The 18,288-nt window shown below is 68.0% G+C and carries 17 protein-coding genes and 2 tRNA genes; 12 read left to right on the plus strand and 7 right to left on the minus strand.

Annotated elements, in window-relative coordinates; all coding sequences use genetic code 11:
* From mnmC2 to earP, 4 genes are all read right to left on the minus strand, one after another.
* A partial coding sequence (gene mnmC2, locus ACXJLU_RS19755; RefSeq protein ID WP_457333867.1) for a tRNA (5-methylaminomethyl-2-thiouridine)(34)-methyltransferase MnmC2 occupies positions 1–642 on the minus strand: 642 nt, incomplete at its 3' end.
* Positions 639–1,583, minus strand: a complete 945-nt coding sequence (locus ACXJLU_RS19760; RefSeq protein ID WP_457333869.1) for a heme-dependent oxidative N-demethylase subunit alpha family protein — start codon at positions 1,581–1,583, stop codon at positions 639–641. The genes ACXJLU_RS19760 and mnmC2, both read right to left, overlap by 4 nt.
* Before the next feature lie 64 nt (positions 1,584–1,647).
* Positions 1,648–2,202 carry an elongation factor P gene (gene efp / locus ACXJLU_RS19765; RefSeq protein ID WP_073465257.1) on the minus strand — a complete coding sequence of 185 codons (555 nt, stop codon included), beginning with the start codon at positions 2,200–2,202 and terminating at the stop codon, positions 1,648–1,650.
* 107 nt (positions 2,203–2,309) lie between these two features.
* Positions 2,310–3,338 (minus strand): elongation factor P maturation arginine rhamnosyltransferase EarP, encoded by a 1,029-nt coding sequence (earP, locus tag ACXJLU_RS19770; RefSeq protein ID WP_457333871.1) that lies wholly within the window; start codon positions 3,336–3,338, stop codon positions 2,310–2,312.
* Positions 3,339–3,385: 47 nt separating this feature from the next.
* On the opposite strand from earP, the gene uvrC reads away from it, so the two are divergent.
* Genes uvrC through ACXJLU_RS19790 form a run of 4 tightly spaced genes read left to right on the plus strand, consistent with a single transcriptional unit; the run spans position 3,386 to position 7,425 of the window.
* Positions 3,386–5,374, plus strand: coding sequence for an excinuclease ABC subunit UvrC (uvrC, locus tag ACXJLU_RS19775; RefSeq protein WP_457333873.1), 1,989 nt, complete (start codon positions 3,386–3,388; stop codon positions 5,372–5,374).
* Positions 5,361–5,897: a hypothetical protein gene (locus tag ACXJLU_RS19780; RefSeq protein WP_457333875.1), complete on the plus strand. Its 537-nt coding sequence runs from the start codon at positions 5,361–5,363 to the stop codon at positions 5,895–5,897. Before uvrC ends, ACXJLU_RS19780 begins: the two co-directional genes overlap by 14 nt.
* A gap of 23 nt (positions 5,898–5,920) precedes the next feature.
* Complete coding sequence (pgsA, locus tag ACXJLU_RS19785) at positions 5,921–6,487, plus strand: CDP-diacylglycerol--glycerol-3-phosphate 3-phosphatidyltransferase (RefSeq protein ID WP_457333877.1); 567 nt, start codon at positions 5,921–5,923, stop codon at positions 6,485–6,487.
* Positions 6,484–7,425 (plus strand): DMT family transporter, encoded by a 942-nt coding sequence (locus ACXJLU_RS19790; protein ID WP_457333879.1) that lies wholly within the window; start codon positions 6,484–6,486, stop codon positions 7,423–7,425. The genes pgsA and ACXJLU_RS19790 overlap by 4 nt, the downstream gene beginning before the upstream one ends.
* Here ACXJLU_RS19790 and ACXJLU_RS19795 read toward each other — a convergent pair.
* Entirely contained in the window at positions 7,337–8,308 is a 972-nt protein-coding gene (locus ACXJLU_RS19795; protein ID WP_457333881.1) for a LysR family transcriptional regulator, read from the minus strand. The two genes, ACXJLU_RS19790 and ACXJLU_RS19795, sit on opposite strands and share 89 nt — an antisense overlap.
* Positions 8,309–8,383: 75 nt before the next feature.
* On the opposite strand from ACXJLU_RS19795, the gene ACXJLU_RS19800 reads away from it, so the two are divergent.
* The 8 genes from ACXJLU_RS19800 (at position 8,384) to ACXJLU_RS19835 (ending at position 15,973) form a co-directional block, all read left to right on the plus strand.
* Positions 8,384–9,271, plus strand: coding sequence for an alpha/beta fold hydrolase (locus tag ACXJLU_RS19800; RefSeq protein ID WP_457333883.1), 888 nt, complete (start codon positions 8,384–8,386; stop codon positions 9,269–9,271).
* 4 nt (positions 9,272–9,275) lie between these two features.
* Complete coding sequence (locus ACXJLU_RS19805) at positions 9,276–10,376, plus strand: tartrate dehydrogenase (RefSeq protein WP_457333885.1); 1,101 nt, start codon at positions 9,276–9,278, stop codon at positions 10,374–10,376.
* 267 nt (positions 10,377–10,643) lie between these two features.
* Positions 10,644–10,916 carry an HU family DNA-binding protein gene (locus tag ACXJLU_RS19810; RefSeq protein ID WP_047485758.1) on the plus strand — a complete coding sequence of 91 codons (273 nt, stop codon included), beginning with the start codon at positions 10,644–10,646 and terminating at the stop codon, positions 10,914–10,916.
* Between the two features lie 10 nt (positions 10,917–10,926).
* Positions 10,927–11,002 (plus strand) — tRNA-Val (locus ACXJLU_RS19815).
* A 171-nt stretch (positions 11,003–11,173) separates the two neighbouring features.
* Positions 11,174–13,111 (plus strand): peptidylprolyl isomerase, encoded by a 1,938-nt coding sequence (locus ACXJLU_RS19820; RefSeq protein WP_457333887.1) that lies wholly within the window; start codon positions 11,174–11,176, stop codon positions 13,109–13,111.
* Positions 13,112–13,165: 54 nt separating this feature from the next.
* Positions 13,166–13,241: transfer RNA gene (locus tag ACXJLU_RS19825), tRNA-His, on the plus strand.
* 213 nt (positions 13,242–13,454) lie between these two features.
* A complete protein-coding gene (locus tag ACXJLU_RS19830; RefSeq protein ID WP_457333889.1) occupies positions 13,455–13,946 on the plus strand; it encodes a 2'-5' RNA ligase family protein in 492 nt (163 codons plus the stop codon).
* A gap of 482 nt (positions 13,947–14,428) precedes the next feature.
* Positions 14,429–15,973, plus strand: coding sequence for a sensor histidine kinase (locus ACXJLU_RS19835; RefSeq protein WP_457333891.1), 1,545 nt, complete (start codon positions 14,429–14,431; stop codon positions 15,971–15,973).
* A gap of 477 nt (positions 15,974–16,450) precedes the next feature.
* Here ACXJLU_RS19835 and ACXJLU_RS19840 read toward each other — a convergent pair whose 3' ends face one another.
* Positions 16,451–17,395 (minus strand): AraC family transcriptional regulator, encoded by a 945-nt coding sequence (locus ACXJLU_RS19840; RefSeq protein WP_457333893.1) that lies wholly within the window; start codon positions 17,393–17,395, stop codon positions 16,451–16,453.
* A 21-nt stretch (positions 17,396–17,416) separates the two neighbouring features.
* Positions 17,417–18,118, minus strand: a complete 702-nt coding sequence (locus ACXJLU_RS19845) for a DUF1579 family protein (protein ID WP_457333895.1) — start codon at positions 18,116–18,118, stop codon at positions 17,417–17,419.
* Between the last annotated feature and the right edge of the window lie 170 nt (positions 18,119–18,288).

Raw genomic sequence — 18,288 nt, forward strand, 5'->3', positions numbered from 1 at the left:
GCGCGGCACGAAGGCCGGCGCGTAGCGGCCGCGCGCGATGTCGTGATGGCCGCCGAGCTCCGGTGCCGCTTCCATCTGAAAGCCGGCCGTCACCAGCCCGTCGCGCACCGCGCGCGCGGCGCTCCAGGTGGACACCGTCGCGCCCGGGGCGGCCAGGCGGCCGAGGGTCTTCAGCAAGCGGCTGTCCCAGGCGTCGGGGTTGCGCGCCGGCGCGAAGCCGTCGAGGTAGAACGCATCGACCTCGGCCACCAGTTCGGGCAGCCAGTCGCGCGCGTCGCCGAGCGCCAGCAGCAGCTGCACCCGGCCGCCCTCGAACGACAGGCGGTGCAGGTTGGGCGTCAACGGCGGCCAGGCGGCTTCGAGCTGCTGCGCGAGCGCGGCCCACGCCGGCTCGCGCGGCACCTGCTGCAGGTCGTCGCGCCGCAGCGGGTTCAGCTCGGTCGAGATGAAGTACAGCGTGTCGCAGCGCTGCGGATCACGCCGCCAGGCATCCCAGGTGGCGAGGAAGTTGTTGCCGAGGCCGAAGCCGGTCTCCAGCACGACGAAGCGCGCGCGGCCCTGCCAGTGCTGCGGCAGCTGGTTGCCACCGAGGAACACCTGCAGCGCTCGCTGCGCGGCATCCGCAAGCGGGTGGGTGTTCATGCAGCGCGGCGCGCGAGCCAGTCGAGCAGGCGGTCGCGGGCGTCGGTCAGGCCGCGGTAGGCCAGCACCGCGGGGCTCATCGTCGACAGCGCATCGTGCACCTGGCGCGCCTGCGCCGGATCGGCCAGCGCCTGGGCCAGCGGCGCGAGGCCGACGCGGATCGTGAACACTGCCTGATGCACACCCGGCACCGGGATGAAGGTCTGGTGCTCGGTGCGGAAGAAGGCGCGGAATGCGAGCTCGTCGGCGCTGGCCGTCGGCGACCACGGCGCCGGGTCGACGCGGTCCGGGTGCGCATGCAGCCGCGGATGGCGCGTGATGGTCCAGACGAAGCGCTCCCAGCGATCGGCCTGCGTGACGAGCCGCGCGAGGTGGTCGCTGGCGCTGACGAGCAACTGGTTGTCGGCGACCGGCGCATGCACCTCGGCGAAGTGCCGGCCGACCTTCTCGTCGGGTGCCCAGTTCGACGGCAGGCACACCGCGAGCCACGGGATGCGGGCGCTGTCGCCATCGATGACCGCGAAATCTTCGGCGAACGCGAGGCACAGCAGTGCCGGCAGCCGCCAGGCGTTCGGCAGCGCCGACAGGCAGGTGCCGATCTCGGGCAGCGCGTCGCCGTCGACCCGGGGCTCGTCGCCGACGAGCGACCAGCCCAGCAGCGGGGCCTGCCAGGTGCCGGCCTGATGGCGCCACGCGCCGGGGTGCTCGGCGGCTGCGTGCTCGCACAACGCCGCCAGCGCCGGTGCGGCGTCGAAGCCGGGTGCCGCGAGCAGCGCCTGCGGCGCGAACGCCGCCAGCACCGCGAGCTTCTCGCGCAGCACGCGCTGCCCGGGCCGCAGCGGCGTCAGCTGCGGCGCGCCCGGCGCGAGCCGGCGCAGGCCGGGCTGCATCCGGAACGGCGCGGTGACGGCGGTGAAGTCGAAGCCAGCGGCAGAACCCATGGTCACGGACGGTAGCAAAAAGGGCACCCGAGGGTGCCCTTTTGCGGTGAGAGACAAGGCGCGATCAGACGCGCTTGCGGTACTCGTGCGTGCGGGTGTCGATTTCGATCTTGTCGCCGGTTTCGACGAACAGCGGGACCGAGACCTCGAAGCCGGTGGCCAGCTTGGCCGGCTTCAGCACCTTGCCCGAGGTGTCGCCCTTGACGGCCGGCTCGGTGTAGGTGATCTCGCGCACCAGGCTGGTCGGCAGTTCGACCGAGATGGCCTTGCCGTCGTAGAACACCACTTCGACCGGCATCGCCTCTTCGAGGTACTGCACCGCGTCGCCCATGTTCTCGGACTCGACCTCGAACTGGTTGTACTCGGCGTCCATGAACGCGTACATCGGGTCGGCGAAGTAGGAGTAGGTGCACTCCTTCTTGTCGAGGATGACCTGGTCCATCTTGTCGTCGGCCTTGAAGACGACTTCGGTGCCCGAATTGTTCAAGAGGCTCTTGAGCTTCATGCGCACGGTGGCGGCATTGCGGCCACCGCGGCTGTATTCGGTTTTCAGCACGACCATCGGGTTCTTGTCGTGCATGATCACGTTGCCTGCGCGAATTTCCTGTGCGATTTTCATAACGGTTTCCGTGGGGCGGTGTTGCGCGTTGTTGCGTCTGACGAATTTGCGTCTGGATCAGCGCGCGCCGGAATCTCGATCACCCAGAACGCGCAAAGCCGGCGATTTTATAGTGATTCGGCGGCGAAGGACAGCAACTGGGTGGCGAGGTCGGTCTGGTTGAGCAGGTCTTGGCGCCAATTCAGGCACTGGGCCTGCCAGGACGCGCGATCAGGCCCGACCGCGGCAGGGGCTTGCAGGCCGTTCCAGCCGCGCCATGCCGCGCGGACGTCCGCTAAGGCCGCGAAGCGATCCAGGAAGGCCCGCAGCTTGGCGTCGTGCACGCCATCGTCCTGCGGATAGATCTGCCAGACGAAGGGCTTGCCGGCCCAGAGCGCGCGCACCAGCGAATCCTCGCCGCGCACGAAATTCAGGTCGCAGGCCCACAGCAGGCGGTCGAAATCCGGCTGCGCGAGATAGGGCAGGGGCTGCACACGGATGTGGGCCGGCAGCCCGGGCAGCGGCGGCGCGGTGCCGGGCACCAGCAGCAGCGTCGGCTGTTCGCCCAGACAACCGAGCAAGGCCTCGGCCGACGGCACGCGGTAGCAGAACAGACTGGCGAGCTGCTCGCCCGGCCGCAGCGCGATGCGATGCGCCGCCAGCCACGCAGCGCGGTCGAAGGCCTCGTGCTGCGCCATCAGCCCCGGTTCGCGCAGCAGCCCGCCGGTGGCCGCGGTGAAGCCGGGGTAGAAGAACCACTTGCTCATGCCCCGCGCCGGCCCATGCATCTGCGGCGAGCGCAGGCGGTGGCTGCGCTCGACATAGCCTTCGGCGCTCAGGTACTCGAGGTTGATCCACACCGGCTGGCGGGGCGCTTCAACAATCCGCACCGGCACGGCCGGCGGCAGCTCGCAGCCGAACGCCTCGATCACCACGTCGCCGATCGGCCGGGTCTCATCCTCGGCCTCGGGCCACGCATGCACCTCGACGCCGGCCGCGCCGCCCGGCGCCATCCATGCGAGCGCGCGCGCATCGTCGACCCACAGCCGCACCCGTTCGCCGCGCGCGGCCAGGTCGGCGGCAAGGCGCCAGCACACGCCGACGTCGCCGAAGTTGTCGACGACGCGGCAGAAGACATCCCATTGCAGGTGCGGCATGCGGGCCATTATCGGCAGCGGCAATCGGAGCGGCACAATGGCAAGCGATGAACGAGACGACGTCGTTGCCCGAAGAAGAACCTGCCGATGCCGGATCGCCCGCCGATCCCGGCCGCGAGCACCTGCTCGCCGAAGTGCTGGCGCTGCCCGCGCTGCCCGGCGTCTACCGCTACTTCGACGCGCAGGATGCGGTGCTCTACGTCGGCAAGGCGCGCGACCTGAAGAAGCGCGTCTCGAGCTACTTCCAGAAGAACCATGGCGGCACGCGCATCGGCCACATGGTCAGCAAGATCGTGCGGATGGAGACGACGGTGGTGCGCTCGGAAGCCGAGGCGCTGCTGCTCGAGAACAACCTGATCAAGACGCTCAACCCGCGCTACAACATCCTGTTCCGCGACGACAAGAGCTACCCCTACCTGAAGATCGTCTCGCACGCGTTCCCGCGCATGGCGTACTTCCGCGGCGCGGTCGATCGCCGGCACCGCTACTTCGGGCCGTACCCGAGCGCCTGGGCGGTGAAGGAATCGATCCAGCTGCTGCAGAAGGTGTTCCACCTGCGCACCTGCGAGGACTCCGTCTTCAACAACCGCACGCGGCCCTGCCTGCTGTACCAGATCAAGCGCTGCTCCGGCCCCTGCGTCGACTACATCGCCGCCGACGACTACGCGCGCGACGTGGCCAATGCCGAACGCTTCCTGCTCGGCGAGCAGCAGGAGGTGATGGACGGCCTGCAGGCGCAGATGATGGCGCACGCCGAGGCGCTGCAGTTCGAGCAGGCGGCCGAGATCCGCAACCAGCTGGGAGCCTTGTCGAAGGTGCTGCACCAGCAGTCGGTCGAGGACAACACCGGCGTGTCGACCAAGGACGCCGATATCCTCGCGGTGAAGGTGCAGGGCGGCCGGGCCTGCGTGAACCTCGCGATGGTGCGCGGCGGGCGCCACCTGGGCGACCGGCCGTACTTCCCGGCGCATGTCGACGACGCCACCGAGATCGCGAGCACTGCCGCCGATGGCGACCCGGCCGACGACGCCGCGCGCGCATCGCCCGAGGTGCAGGTGCTGGAGGCCTTCATCGCGCAGCACTACCTCGACAGCGAGGTGCCGCCGCTGCTGGTGCTGAGCCACGCGGTCAGCAAGACGCTGATCGACGCGCTGACCGAGCACAGCGGCACCCGCGTGAGCGCGCAGCACCAGCCGCGCGACGCGCGCCGTGCGTGGCTGGACATGTGCATCCAGGGCGCGCAGCTGAAGCTCGCGCGGCTGCTGTCGGAAGAAGGCTCGCAGCAGGCGCGCACGCGGGCGCTGGTCGAGGCGCTCGACCTGTCGCCGGAGAACATCGACACATTCCGCATCGAGTGTTTCGACATCAGCCACACCGCCGGCGAGTCGACGCAGGCATCGTGCGTGGTGTTCGAGACCCACAAGATGCAGAACGCGCAGTACCGCCGCTACAACATCGAGGGCGTGACCGGCGGCGACGACTACGCCGCGATGCGCCAGGTGCTGACGCGGCGCTACAGCAAGGTGGCCGCGGCGCTGGCCGACAAGGACTCCGCAGAAGCCGCCGGCGGTGCACCCACCCATGTGCGCATGCCCGACCTGGTGCTGGTCGACGGCGGGCGCGGCCAGGTCAGCATGGCGCGCGAGGTGTTCGTGGAGCTCGGCCTGGACCTGTCGCTGATCGTCGGCGTCGAGAAGGGCGAGGGCCGCAAGGTCGGCCTCGAGGAACTGGTGTTCGCCGATGGCCGCGAGAAGGTCTACCTGGGCAAGGATTCGGCGGCGCTGATGCTGGTCGCGCAGATCCGCGACGAAGCGCACCGCTTCGCGATCACCGGCATGCGCGCGCGGCGCGCCAGCGTGCGCACCGGCGGCAGCCGGCTCGAAGACATACCCGGCGTGGGGCCGAAGAAACGTGCGAAACTTTTGCAGCGCTTCGGAGGCGTGCGTGGCGTGGGCCATGCGAGCGTGGAAGATCTCGTCACGGTTGACGGAATCTCACGAGAACTGGCGGAGGAGATTTATCGTGCGTTGCATTGAGAAGTACCCATCGCGTCGGGCCTGGCTGGGCGCGGCGATGCTCGCCGTGCTGGCCGCCTGTTCATCACCGCCGCCGGCACCGGCGCCCGCACCCGCACCTGCGCCATCTTCACGGCCCGCGCCCGCCCCGGCACCCGCGGCCGCCGCGCCGGCCCCATCCGCCGGCGGTTTCGTCAAGCTGACCGCGCCGGGCCCGGTGCGCAACTGGAACGAAGTGCGGCTGCAGGCCGCGCGCCGCCTGGTGGCGTCGAACCCGAACGGCACCTACATGAGCCGCCCGCCGGACATCCTGCTGGCCATTCCGGTGCTCGAGGTCGAGCTGAATTCCGACGGCAGCGTGCGCCGCATCGACGTGCTGCGCTACCCGGGCCAGGCGCCCGAGACCACGCAGATCGCGATCGACGCGATCAAGCGTGCCGCGCCGTTCGGCGACGTGTCGCGGCTGCCCAAGCCCTGGAAGTTCGTCGAGACCTTTCTGTTCGACGACGACAAGCGCTTCAAGCCGCGCACGCTGGATCCCTGAAGAACTTGGGCACAATGCCGCCCATGTTCTTCAATCTCCCGACGCTGCTGACCTGGGCGCGCATCGTTTCGATTCCGCTGGTCGTCGGGGTGTTCTACCTCGACGTCAAGGAGCCGCACCAGAACCTGATCGCGACGGTGCTGTTCATCGTCGTCGCGCTCACCGACTGGGCCGACGGCTACCTGGCCCGCCGCCTGAACATGACCTCGTCGTTCGGCGCCTTCCTCGATCCGGTGGCCGACAAGTTCCTGGTCTGCGCCGCGCTGCTGGTGCTGGTGCACCTGGGCCGCCTGCATGCGCTGATCGCGCTGGTGATCATCGGCCGCGAGATCGCGATCTCGGCGCTGCGCGAGTGGATGGCGCAGATCGGCGCGTCGCGCAGCGTCGCGGTGCACATGCTCGGCAAGGTCAAGACCACCGTGCAGATGATCGCGATCCCGTTCCTGCTCTACCACGGCACGCTGTTCGGCCTGGTCGACACGCAGCTGTGGGGCACCTGGCTGATCTATGCATCGGCGGTGCTGACCATCTGGTCGATGGTGTACTACCTGCAGAAGGCGCTGCCGGAGATCCGAGCCAAGGTTCGATGAGCGCTACCTCCACCCGCGACCGCCTGGTGCAGGCGATGCCGCCGGTGTTCGTGCTGATCTGGAGCACCGGTTTCATCGTCGCGCGCTACGGCATGCCGCATGCGCCGCCGATCTCGTTCCTGACGCTGCGCTATGCGCTCTCGGTGCTGTGCTTCGGTGCCTGGGTCGCGCTGTCGCGCGCCGCCTGGCCGCGTGGGCGCGCGCAGTGGCTGCACCTCGCGGTCTCGGGCGTGCTGATGCATGCCGGCTACCTGGGCGGCGTGTGGGCCGCGGTGAAATCGGGCATGGGGGCCGGCACGATCGCGTTGCTGGTCGGCCTGCAGCCGGTGCTGACGGCGGTGTGGGTGAGTGCCACGTCGACAGCGTCCGATGGTGAATCGCGCGTTTCGTCCCGCCAATGGCTCGGCCTGGCGCTCGGCCTGTCGGGGCTGCTGCTGGTCGTGTGGCGCAAGCTCGGCGCCGGCGAGCTGACGGCCTGGAATCTCTCGCTCGCCGCGTTCGCGCTGCTGTGCATCACGGCCGGCACGCTCTACCAGAAGCGCTTCGTCGCGCCGTGCGACGTGCGCACCGCCAACACCGTGCAACTGCTGGCGGCATTGGCGGTCAGCCTGCCGATCGCGTTGCTCGAGCACGAACCCATCGTGTTCCATCCGCACCTGATCGGCGCGCTGGCCTGGTCGGTGATCGGGTTGACGCTGGGCGGCAGTTCCCTGCTGTACCTGCTGATCCAGCGCGGCGCGGCCACCCGCGTCACGAGCCTGCTCTACCTGGTGCCGCCGACCACCGCGCTGATGGCCTGGGCGCTGTTCGGCGAATCGATCACGCCGACGATGGTGCTCGGCATGGCGCTCACCGCCGTCGGCGTGGCGCTGGTGGTGCGCTCGCCGGCTCCAGCATCGGCGGCGCCAGCCACGGCGGCGACGCCAAGGCCTGAATGAGCTGCTGCTGAAGCAGCCGCACGCGGCGCGGCACGACGCTGTTCGGCGCGCGCGGCGGCAGCACCCAGTGCACGTCGGCATCGAGCATCGCGTAGCGCGGCAGCACCTGCTGCAGCCGGCCGCTGCGCAAGTGCTCGTGCACATCCCACAGCGAGCGCAGCATCAGCCCGTGGCCCGCCAGGGCCCAGTCGCGCACGACCTCGCCGCTGTTGCTCGCGAGCGGGCCGTGCACCCGCATCGTCACCGCGGCGCCGCGCGGCGCCAGGTCCTGCAGGCGCCAGGTGGCGGGCTGGTCGTCGTTCTCGCTGACGATCAGGCAGGCGTGCTGCGCGAGCTCATCGAGCGCCTGCGGCACGCCGGCCCGCTGCAGGTAGGCCGGCGCGCCGACGATGATCCTTCGGTTCGACGCCAGCCGGCGCGTGACGACGTTCGGATCGCGCGGCGCCCACAGCCACACCGCGGCATCGAAGCCGGCGGCCCGCAGGTCGGGCAACTGCTCGCGCAGGTGGAGCTGCACCTGCACCTGCGGGTACGCGGCGTGGAACTGCGCCAGCAGCGGCCCGAGCCAGGCGTGGCCGAAGCCGAACGAGCTGCACAGGCGGATCAGGCCGCGCGGTTCGTCGTGGCGCTCGGTCAGTTGCGCCTGCAATTGCTCGAAGCCCTGCAGCAGTGGCCGCGCCTGCGCGAGGAATGCCTCGCCGTGCGGCGTGAGCTGCAGCCGCCGCGTGCTGCGGTGGAACAGGCGCAGCCCGAGCCGCGACTCCAGCGCCGCCAGCCGCTTCGACACCGCCGGCGGCGCCAGGTCGAGCTGGCGCGCCGCGGCGGCCAGGCTGCCCAGCTCGGCCGCGCTGCTCACCAGCACGAGGTCGGAGCGCTCGATCATTGATGCCTCCAGGGAACGAATGGGTTTCCGGATTATTGCTTGCCGGCCCCGTTCGACCGCACCAGAATGCAGCGCATGTTCGAAGGATTCGAGAGCCGGCGTTTCGCCGTCGAAGGGGCCGATATCCATGCGCGGGTGGGCGGGCAGGGCGCGCCGCTGCTGCTGCTGCACGGCCATCCGCAGACGCATGCGATGTGGCACCGCGTGGTGCCGCAACTGGCGCAGCGCTTTCGCGTCGTCGCGATGGACTTGCGCGGCTACGGCGACTCGTCGCGGCCGGCGCCCGATGACGCGCATGCATCGCACAGCAAGCGTGCGATGGCGCGCGATGCGGTCGGCGTGATGGCGCAGCTCGGCCACGCGCGTTTCGCGGTGTGCGCGCACGACCGCGGCGCACGCGTGGCGCACCGGCTGGCGCTGGACCATCCCGATGCGGTGTCGCGGCTGCTGCTGCTCGACATCGCGCCGACGCTCGCGATGTACGAGGGCACGACCGACGCGTTCGCGCGCGCCTACTGGCACTGGTTCACGCTGATCCAGCCGGCGCCGCTGCCCGAGCGGATGATCGGCCACGACCCGGTGTTCTACCTGCGCAGCGTGATGGGGCGGCGCCATGCCGGGCTGGCCGCGTTCGATGCGGCCGCGCTCGCGGAGTACGAGCGCTGCATCGCGCTGCCGGGCAGCGTCGCGTCGATCTGCGAGGACTACCGGGCCTCCGCCACCATCGACCTCGACCATGACCGCGCCGATCGCGCGGCCGGACGCCGCGTCGAGCTGCCGTTGCGCGTGCTGTGGGCCGAGCACGGCGCCGTCGGCCGCTGCTTCGATGTGCTCGCGCTGTGGCGCGATGCGGCGCGCGACGTGAATGACGTCAGCGGCCGCGCCGTGCCCTGCGGCCACTACATCGCCGAAGAATTGCCCGAGCTGCTGCTTGCCGAGATGAACGACTTCCTGAAGGATTGAAGAGATGAGCACGCCCGTGAAGAAGACCCACCGCATCGCCGTGATCGCCGGCGACGGCATCGGCAAGGAGACCGTGCCCGAGGGCCTGCGCGTGCTCGAGGCGGTGGCTGGCCGCTTCGGCATCGGGCTGCAGTTCGACCATTTCGATTTCGCGAGCTGGGACTGGTACGAGCGCCACGGCCAGATGCTGCCCGACGACTGGAAGCAGCAGATCGGCGGCCACGATGCGATCTTCTTCGGCGCGGTCGGCTGGCCGCAGAAGATCCCCGACCACGTCTCGCTGTGGGGCTCGCTGCTGAAGTTCCGGCGCGAGTTCGACCAGTACGTGAACCTGCGGCCGGCGCGCCTGATGCCCGGCATCCGCTCGCCGCTGGTGGGCCGCGACGGCCGGCCGCGCGCGCCCGGCGAGATCGACATGATGATCGTGCGCGAGAACACCGAGGGCGAGTACTCCAGCATCGGCGGGCGCATGTACGAGGGCAGCGAGCGCGAGATCGTGATCCAGGAGACGGTGATGTCGCGCGTCGGCGTCGACCGGGTGCTGAAGTTCGCATTCGAGCTGGCGCAGTCGCGCCCGCGGCGCAAGCTGACCTCGGCCACCAAGTCGAACGGCATCTCGATCACGATGCCCTACTGGGACGAGCGCGTCGAGGCGATGGCCCGCGCCTATCCCGGCGTGAGCGTCGATCGCTTCCACATCGACATCCTCACGGCGCACTTCGTGCAGCGCCCCGAGGTGTTCGACGTGGTGGTCGCGAGCAACCTGTTCGGCGACATCCTGTCCGACCTCGGGCCGGCCTGTACCGGCACGATCGGCATCGCGCCGTCGGCCAACCTGAACCCGGCCGGCACGCATCCGTCGCTGTTCGAACCGGTGCACGGCTCGGCACCCGACATCGCCGGGCGCGGCATCGCGAACCCGATCGGGCAGATCTGGTCGGGCGCGATGATGCTCGACCACCTGGGCCACCGCGACGCGCATGATGCGGTGCTGCGCGCGATCGAGACGGTGCTCGATCCGTCGTCGGGTGCACCGCGCACCCCCGACCTGGGTGGTGCGGCCCGCACTGCAGACCTGGGCCGCGCCATCGCCGAATGCATGTGACACCACATGACAGGCGGGGTGGCTGAAACGGCTGCAACCCGCGCCGAATATGACGCGGACAGCCTATTGTCAAGCGAGGAAGCACGCGCGCGCGTGCCGCCTTCGGATGCAGCTGATTACGCATAGAATCCGCTTCCGCGCTTGACACTGTGGGTGCCTGAGGCTGTAATCGTTCGAGCCGATTGCCCCGTACCGCGCGGCCCGGATCCAGGCTCCACACCCATCCAGATTCTTTTCAAGACACCTTTTTTTTGAGGGGGTACCTTCGTGAACAAATCCGAACTGATTGAGCACATCGCCAAGCAGGCCGACATCTCCAAAGCAGCAGCGACCCGCGCGCTCGAAGCTCTGATCGGCGGCGTGAAATCCACGCTGAAGAAGAACAACAGCGTGTCGCTCGTTGGCTTCGGCACCTTCAGCGTCAGCAAGCGTGCCGCCCGTGCCGGCCGCAACCCGCGCACCGGCGCCACCATCAAGATCAAGGCCGCCAAGGTGCCGAAGTTCCGTCCGGGCAAGGCCCTGAAGGACGCGGTCAACTGAGAACGGATCCGGGTGCTTAGCTCAGTTGGTAGAGCGGCGCCCTTACAAGGCGTAGGTCGGGGGTTCGAGCCCCTCAGCACCCACCAGGTGTTACCGGTCCGAGGACACCACTGCGGCAGAGGCGGCTAGAATCCGCGCCGAGTCCACCCACCGGTATCCTCCCCACGATACCCAATCAAAGGCGAACCCAGGTTCGCCTTTGTTGCATTTGAAGCAGCGCCGTCCGGCTGCACAGCGATCACCCTTCGAGGCCATCGATGTTTGAATTTGTTCGCACCCACAATCGCCTGTTCCAGTTCCTGCTGCTGGTGCTGATCGTTCCCGCCTTCGTGTTGACCGGGGCCTACCAGGGCTACCGCTCGATGTCGGGCAGCGGTGGCGTCGCCACCGTCGACGGCCACAAGATCACGCAGGTCGAGTGGGATGCGGCGCAACGCGAGCAGGTCGACCGCATCCGCCGCCAGGCCCCGAACGTCGACGTCCGCATGTTCGACACGCCGGCGATGCGCCTGCAGACGCTGGACAACCTGGTGCGCGAACGCGTGCTGCAGACCGCGGCGCTGAAGTCGAACTTCACCGCGACGCCGGATCGCGTGCTGAACGTCTACATGAACGATCCGCAGTTCGCGCAGTTCCGCGGCGCGGGCGGCGGCTTCGACAAGGAAGCGCTGACGGTCGCGCTGTCGGCCCAGGGCATGACGGTGGCGGGCTTCGAGCAGACGCTGCGCCAGCAGCTCGAGATGCGCCAGGTGATGTTCGGCATCGGCGGCACGGTGTTCGCACCGGCCGCGGCGGCTTCGGGCGCGATCGATGCGATGTTCCAGCAGCGCGAGTTCCAGCAGCAGCGCTTCGACACCAAGGACTACCTCGCGAAGGTGTCGCCGAGCGATGCGGACATCCAGGCTTACTACAAGGACCCGGCGAACACCTCGCAGTTCATGTCGCCGGAGCAGGCGAACATCGAGTACGTGGTGCTCGACGTCGACGCGATCAAGAAGACGCTGACGGTGCCCGAAGACAAGCTGCGCGAGTACTACGAGGCAAACAAGAGCCGCTACGCCGTCGCCGAAGAGCGCCGTGCGAGTCACATCCTGATCAAGGCCGACAAGTCGGCGCCGGCCGCCGAGCGCGCGCAGGCCAAGGCGAAGGCGGAAGCACTGCTGGCCGAGGTCAAGAAGAACCCGGCGAGCTTCGCCGACGTGGCCCGCAAGAACTCGCAGGACACCGGCTCGGCGCTGAACGGCGGCGACCTCGACTTCTTCGGCCGCGGCGCGATGGTCAAGCCCTTCGAGGACGCGGCGTTCGCGCTGAAGCCGGGCGGCATCAGCGATGTGGTCGAGAGCGATTTCGGCTACCACATCATCCAGGTGACGCAGGCCCGTGGCGGCGACAAGAAGAGCTTCGAGCAGGTGCGCCCCGAGATCGAGGACGAGGTCAAGAAGCAGCTCGCGCAGACGAAGTTCTCCGAATCCGCGGTCGAGTTCACGAACCTGGTCTACGAGCAGCCTGACAGCCTGAAGCCGGTGGCCGACAAGCTGAAGCTGACGGTGCAGACCGCGCAGGGCGTGGCCCGCACGGCCGGCCCGGCGGCCAAGGGCCCGCTCGCGTCGCCGAAGTTCCTCGAGGCGCTGTTCGGCAACGACGCGCTGCGCAACAAGAAGAACACCGAAGCGGTCGATGCCGGTTCGAGCCAGCTGATTTCGGGCCGCATCGTGACCTACAGCCCGGCGGCGATGAAGCCGCTGGCCGAGGTCACCGCGAGCGTGAAGGAGAAGCTGGTGGCGAAGCAGGCCGCTGCACTCGCCCGCAAGGAAGGCGAGGCCCGCCTGGCCGAGTTGCGCAAGGCGCCCGAGACGCCGCTGGCCGATCCGGCGCAACTGGTGTCGCGCGCGCAATCGCGCGACCTGCCGAAGCCCTTGATCGATGCGGTGCTGAAGGCCTCGGCCGCCAAGCTGCCGGCGGTCGACGGCGTCGACCTGGGCGACCAGGGCTACGTCGTCGTGAAGGTCACCAAGGTGCTGGGCCGCGACCCGGTGGCGGCTGATCCCGTGCGCTCGCAAAGCCAGTACGCGCAAGCGTGGGCGGCGGCCGAGGCGCAGGCCTACTATGTTGCGTTGAAGAGCCGCTTCAAGGTCGACGTGCATCCGGCGGCCGGTGCTGCCGAAGAAGCTGCGGCGAGCAACGCTTCCAACTGACAGCCAGCGCTCGAGACAGGCCTCCAACTGAGGCTATAATTCGCGGTTCCGGTGGTGGCTGTAGCTCAGTTGGTAGAGTCCAGGATTGTGATTCCTGTTGTCGTGGGTTCGAGTCCCATCAGCCACCCCACATGAAGCCCGCTTGCAGCGGGCTTTTTCTTTGTAGCGCCCGCTAACGAGCACGAGCTGCAGAGGTTCGTTATTTCCCACGGTGGGAAATGAGGGCCGACCCGCAGCCTGCCGCAACAGCGCTGGCACTCCCTGACGGCGCATACTCGTGAAGATGAACACCCGCCGAGATCACGCCTCCGCACGGCGCCGGATCTGATGTCTAGCCGTCGCCTTGACGCTGCACTTCCTCGGGGACGTCGACTTGATCGATGAGGCGAGTCTGGTCGAGGCGCTGGCCGCCGTGCCGGTGCCCGAGCTGCAGCTCTCGATTCGGTCGACCGCGATTTGGCACGACGGCGTCGTGGTGCTGCTGGCCGAGGGCACGCCGGCGCTAGACGACCTGCGGCGCGACACCGGCGTTGCGGTGGCCGCCGCCGGCCTGGAGAGCGAACCGCGATGGACGCCGCACATGACGCTGGCAGGCACGCAGGCGCGGCACCGGCGCCGGCACCGATCGATCCGATCATCTGGGCGCCGCGCGAAGTGTCTCTGGTCTGGTCGCGGCGTGACGCCGCGGGCTACGAGGTGGTGCGAGCCTGGCCGACGGTCACGGGCTGAGGAAACGGGCGGCGGCAGTGATGTCGTCCAGGTCGCCATTTTCGGACTGCAGGCACGGGTCGCCTGCGATCCACGTGCCTGGCGCGGTTCCTTGCTATCGCGTTGATTGAAAAGGGTGCCCGAGGATTGCAAATCCGTTGAGCCGAGTGAGCGGTCGACCGCCACTGCAGCACTGCGCTGGGCCGAGCGACTGGTTCGCGCCAGGTGCGGGCCTTCAATCTCGTTCGGCGACTGGCTCAGATCGACCCAAAGCAGTCGGTGTTCCAACCTGGAAGCGGCCGTTCGTGAGAGCAACCAGCCGATCCGTTGCCGACCTGAACCACTGCGGGACTGAACGCTGACATCGGGGGCGTCACGGCGCGTCACCCGCGATGCCGATTTATGCCTGCTCCCGCGACCTGCCCGCCGCCGCTGCGCGCGGTGAAGCCATGCACTGTCGATAGATCTGCGACGGCCTACGGGATCTCCGGGCTCCTGCTCGCCAATGACGGTCGCATCCCGGCATCAGTTAAATCTTGTGCCGCCATCAAGTACGGCCTATAAGAGGCGCACAGAACGCCACCGCCAGGCGCCAAGGGAGAAGGACACGTGGACTCAACCCGAATTCTCGTCGTAGAACCCGAGAGAGGTGTCGCTGCAGACCTGGGGCGACGCCTGCAGCGGATGGGCCATACGGTTGCGGCAACCGCATCTGAAGGCGAAGCGGCGCTGGACGCGGCGTTGCGATCGCTGCCGGATCTGGTGATCATCAACGGGCAACCCGAGGGCCCATTGACCATCGAGGAGACTGCGCGACGCCTGCGCAAGACGCGCAACATACCCGTGATCCTGGTGACCGACGATGACTCCCCCACGGTGCCGAGCGCTCGCGGTCCCGAGCCCTTCGGCCAGATTCTGAAGACATTCAACGATCGCGAGTTGCACTCCGCCATCGAGTTCGCGCTCTACCGACATCGCAACGATGCGAAGCTGCGCAAGGTGGAGCGATGGATGTCCTCTACGCTGTCCAGCCTGGGCGATGCGGTCATCGCCACCGACAGGCACGGCATTGTCACGCTCATCAACCCATTGGCGCAGCGGCTGACAGGGTGGACGGAACGAGAGGCCATCGGCCGGCAGTTCATCGACGTGTTTTGTGTGATCGACGGCGAAAGCCGCGAGCCCATTCTCGATCTCATAGAGCGGGCTTCGCTGCAGGGCTTCAGCATCGGCATGGACGAGAACGTGTTCCTGCAACCGCGCCAGGGGGAAGAGCTTTTGATCGATGACAGCATTGCCCCCATCCGCAACGACGCCAATGAGGTGACGGGCGTTGTGATCGTTTTCCGCGACGGTACCGAGCGCAGGCTCGCCGATCAGGCGATCGAGATGCTCAACCAGCAGCTGGAACATCGCGTCCTCGAACGTACGGCGGAACTGGAAGCCGCCAACGAGGCGCTGGCGGCATTTTCCGGTTCAGTGTCACATGATCTACGGGCACCGCTGCGTGCGGTCAGCGGCTTCAGCACCATGCTTTGTGAACGCTACGCCCATGTGCTGGACGTCGAGGGCAAGCGCTTTTTGGAGCTCATTCAGAGCAAGAGCTTGCAGATGACGCGGATGATTGATGACTTCATCCGGCTGGCAGGCCTGCGGCAGGGCCCGCTCAAGGTGACACCGCTGGACAGCAACGCGATGCTGCGTCAGGTGGTGGCCGGGCTGGCCGAGGAAGACACCGCTGCTGGATGCATCGTCGTCGAAGCCTTGCCCGATCTGGAGGGTGACGAGGGGCTCATCCAGCAGCTATGGGTCAATCTGTTGGGCAACGCCCTCAAATTCACGTCGAAAGTAGAGCACCCCGAGATCCGGGTCAGCGCCGACGAGGCCGACGGCATGGTCAATTTCAAGGTTGCGGATAACGGGGCTGGTTTCGACATGGCCTTCGCCGGGCGCATGTTCACGCCGTTTCAGCGTATGCACCTTGAGCGTGATTTCGTAGGGCATGGCATCGGCTTGGCCACTGTGGCGGCGGTAGTCGACCGACACGGTGGGCGCGTCCATGCCGAAGGCAAGGTTGGGGAAGGCGCGACGTTCCACTTCTCGCTACCCAAACAGCACCGGAGTCCTGCTGCAAGTGCCTCCCCCTTGAATTGAATCGACGGGACCAGCGTTTGTCGGGCTCATCTCTACTGCAACGTGCCTGACGCGCTCAACATCCGAGCCGTTGCGCCATTTGCTTGAGGATATCGGCCATCCGCCGTGGCGCTCGATCGACGACCAACTTCTAGGCAGCTATGCGCCTCAGCGAGCGAGCTTGATCCAGGCCAGCTCCGGCGACGCGCCTCCGGGTTACACCCGAACGAAGGCATGGTGCGACCCAGTTTGGCGTGGGAATCGCGTCGCTCTAAGCGAATGCTGGAGCGATCTAGTGGGCTAGAGTTTTTCCCGCGATTGCGCTGGGCGGCCGCGCCAACGCTCGCTTCTCACCGAAGATTGTGATTCCTGTCGTCGTGGGTTCGAGTCCCATCAGCCACCCCACATGAAGCCCGCTTGCAGCGGGCTTTTTCTTTGGGGCGCCTACTCACACAAGTGACCGGCAGATGCGCCTTGTTTCCCACGGTGGGGGGCCCGTCATGGCCGGTCGACTGGCGAGCGCAGTGTTCCCGGCGGCACGCCGAACAGGCGCTTGAAGGCGCGGCTGAAAGAGGCTTCGGATTCGTAACCCAGGCGCTGGGCGATGTCTGCGACAGTCGATCTGCCATGACGCAGCCATGCACCGGCCACGTGCATGCGCCAGTGCGCGAGATAGCGTGCCGGCGACAGGCCCACGGCGGTGGTGAAGCGTTCCGTGAAGACCGAACGCGACAGGCCTGCGATCTTCGCCAACGCGACCACCGACCAGAAATGACCCGGCTGTCGATGGATCGCCGCCAGCGCCCGGCCGATCGGTGCGTCCCGCGCACCCGCCAGCCATCCCTTCAGCTCTGCGGCGTGAGTCTCGGCCCAGCCGCGCACCATGGCCGTCACCACCGCATCGGCGAGCCGCGCCATCATGGTCGCGGCGCCAACACGCTGTGCGGCCACCTCGTCCGCCATCAGGGACAGCAGCGTGGGCAGCGCCCGCTCGTTCGCATCGGCACGCCGCAGCACCAGCACCTCGGGCATCAGTTGAGTGAGCGGATGCACGGCCGGCTCGTCGAATTCGAGCGCGCAGCAGACAATCAGCGAGCGCGCACCGCCACCACCGGCGCGCATGTTGTGCGTGGTCGGGCCGATCGAATCCTGGTCGAACTCCTCGAGCGGCCGGGCGTGCGTGGTGGGCGCGTCGGCAATCGCGTGGCCCGTGCCTCGCGGCAGCAGTGCCACGTCGCCCGGGCCGATCCGGAAGGGCTCATGCGACGGCAGCCTCAGCCAGCACTCGCCGTCGACCACGAAGTGGAAACACACGCCGTCCTGACGCGGGATCTGGATGCCCCACGGCGCTGTCATGTCGGTGCGGCAGTACGACGCGCGCACCAGCCGCAGATCCTGAAGAACGGGGCTCAGCAGATCGAGGTCGGGTTGGAAGGCGCTCATGGCTGGGGAGTTTGCCCCGGGTCACGGCCCGGTTCGCGTGTAGACCGCGCGGGTGGCGAGCGCCTCTCCCTTTCCTGGTGGCGTGAAGTAGAGCTCGATGACGTGGCGGTCCGGGCCTTCGATGCGTATCAGCGTGCGCATCGGGATCGTCTTGCCGACGAAGGCTTCACCCGCGACGCCTTGGTCGACGAAGGTGCCGAACAGGTCAATGCGTGTCTGCGGCCCCGATCCGGTGCTGCTGGCGTAACGCATCATCCCGGCGTTCGTTTCGTCGATCGTGACCCACTCGTAGCGCGCGGCCATGTTGTCGTAGCCCAGCCAGCCGCGACGCCAGTAGTGCGACTTTGCAAGCGTGCCCTCGGTCGTGTCCTCGAGGTAGCGGCCGCCGGCCACCCATTGGCGACGTGTGACGATGTCGTCGGAGATGATCGGCGGTGCATCGGCACTCCGGCCGAGGGTCGCGTAGATGCCCATCTGCACGCGCCAGCTGCCCGCCAGAGGCGCGAGCGTGGCGTGGCCTGGGCCCGGCAATCCGCGGCGCACCCATGCCGGCAAGTCGGTGGACGCCGCGACGGACGGCGTGGTGGCGTTCTCCTTGTCCTGGGCGTGCGCGGCTCCGAGCGCCAAGCCGAGCGTCGCGATACCGATGACCGTGGTGCGCATGCGCTTCCAGCAGATTTTCACAGGGTGCCTTTCGTGAACACAAGCATTCAGTTTGCTCACCGACGCATTGTCGGACCATGGCCCTGCGACCGGTTTGCTTGGCCGTTCGTCCGGTGCTCCAGGAGTTCCTGGCGAAGGACGTGTCGATGGCAAGGCGCGCGAAGAGCTGAAGGACCGGGCTGCCCAGGCCGCCTCGGACAGCGCCCTGGCCTACAAGGAGACAGCGTGTT

It is taken from the genome of Rhizobacter sp. P5_C2 (assembly GCF_054049715.1).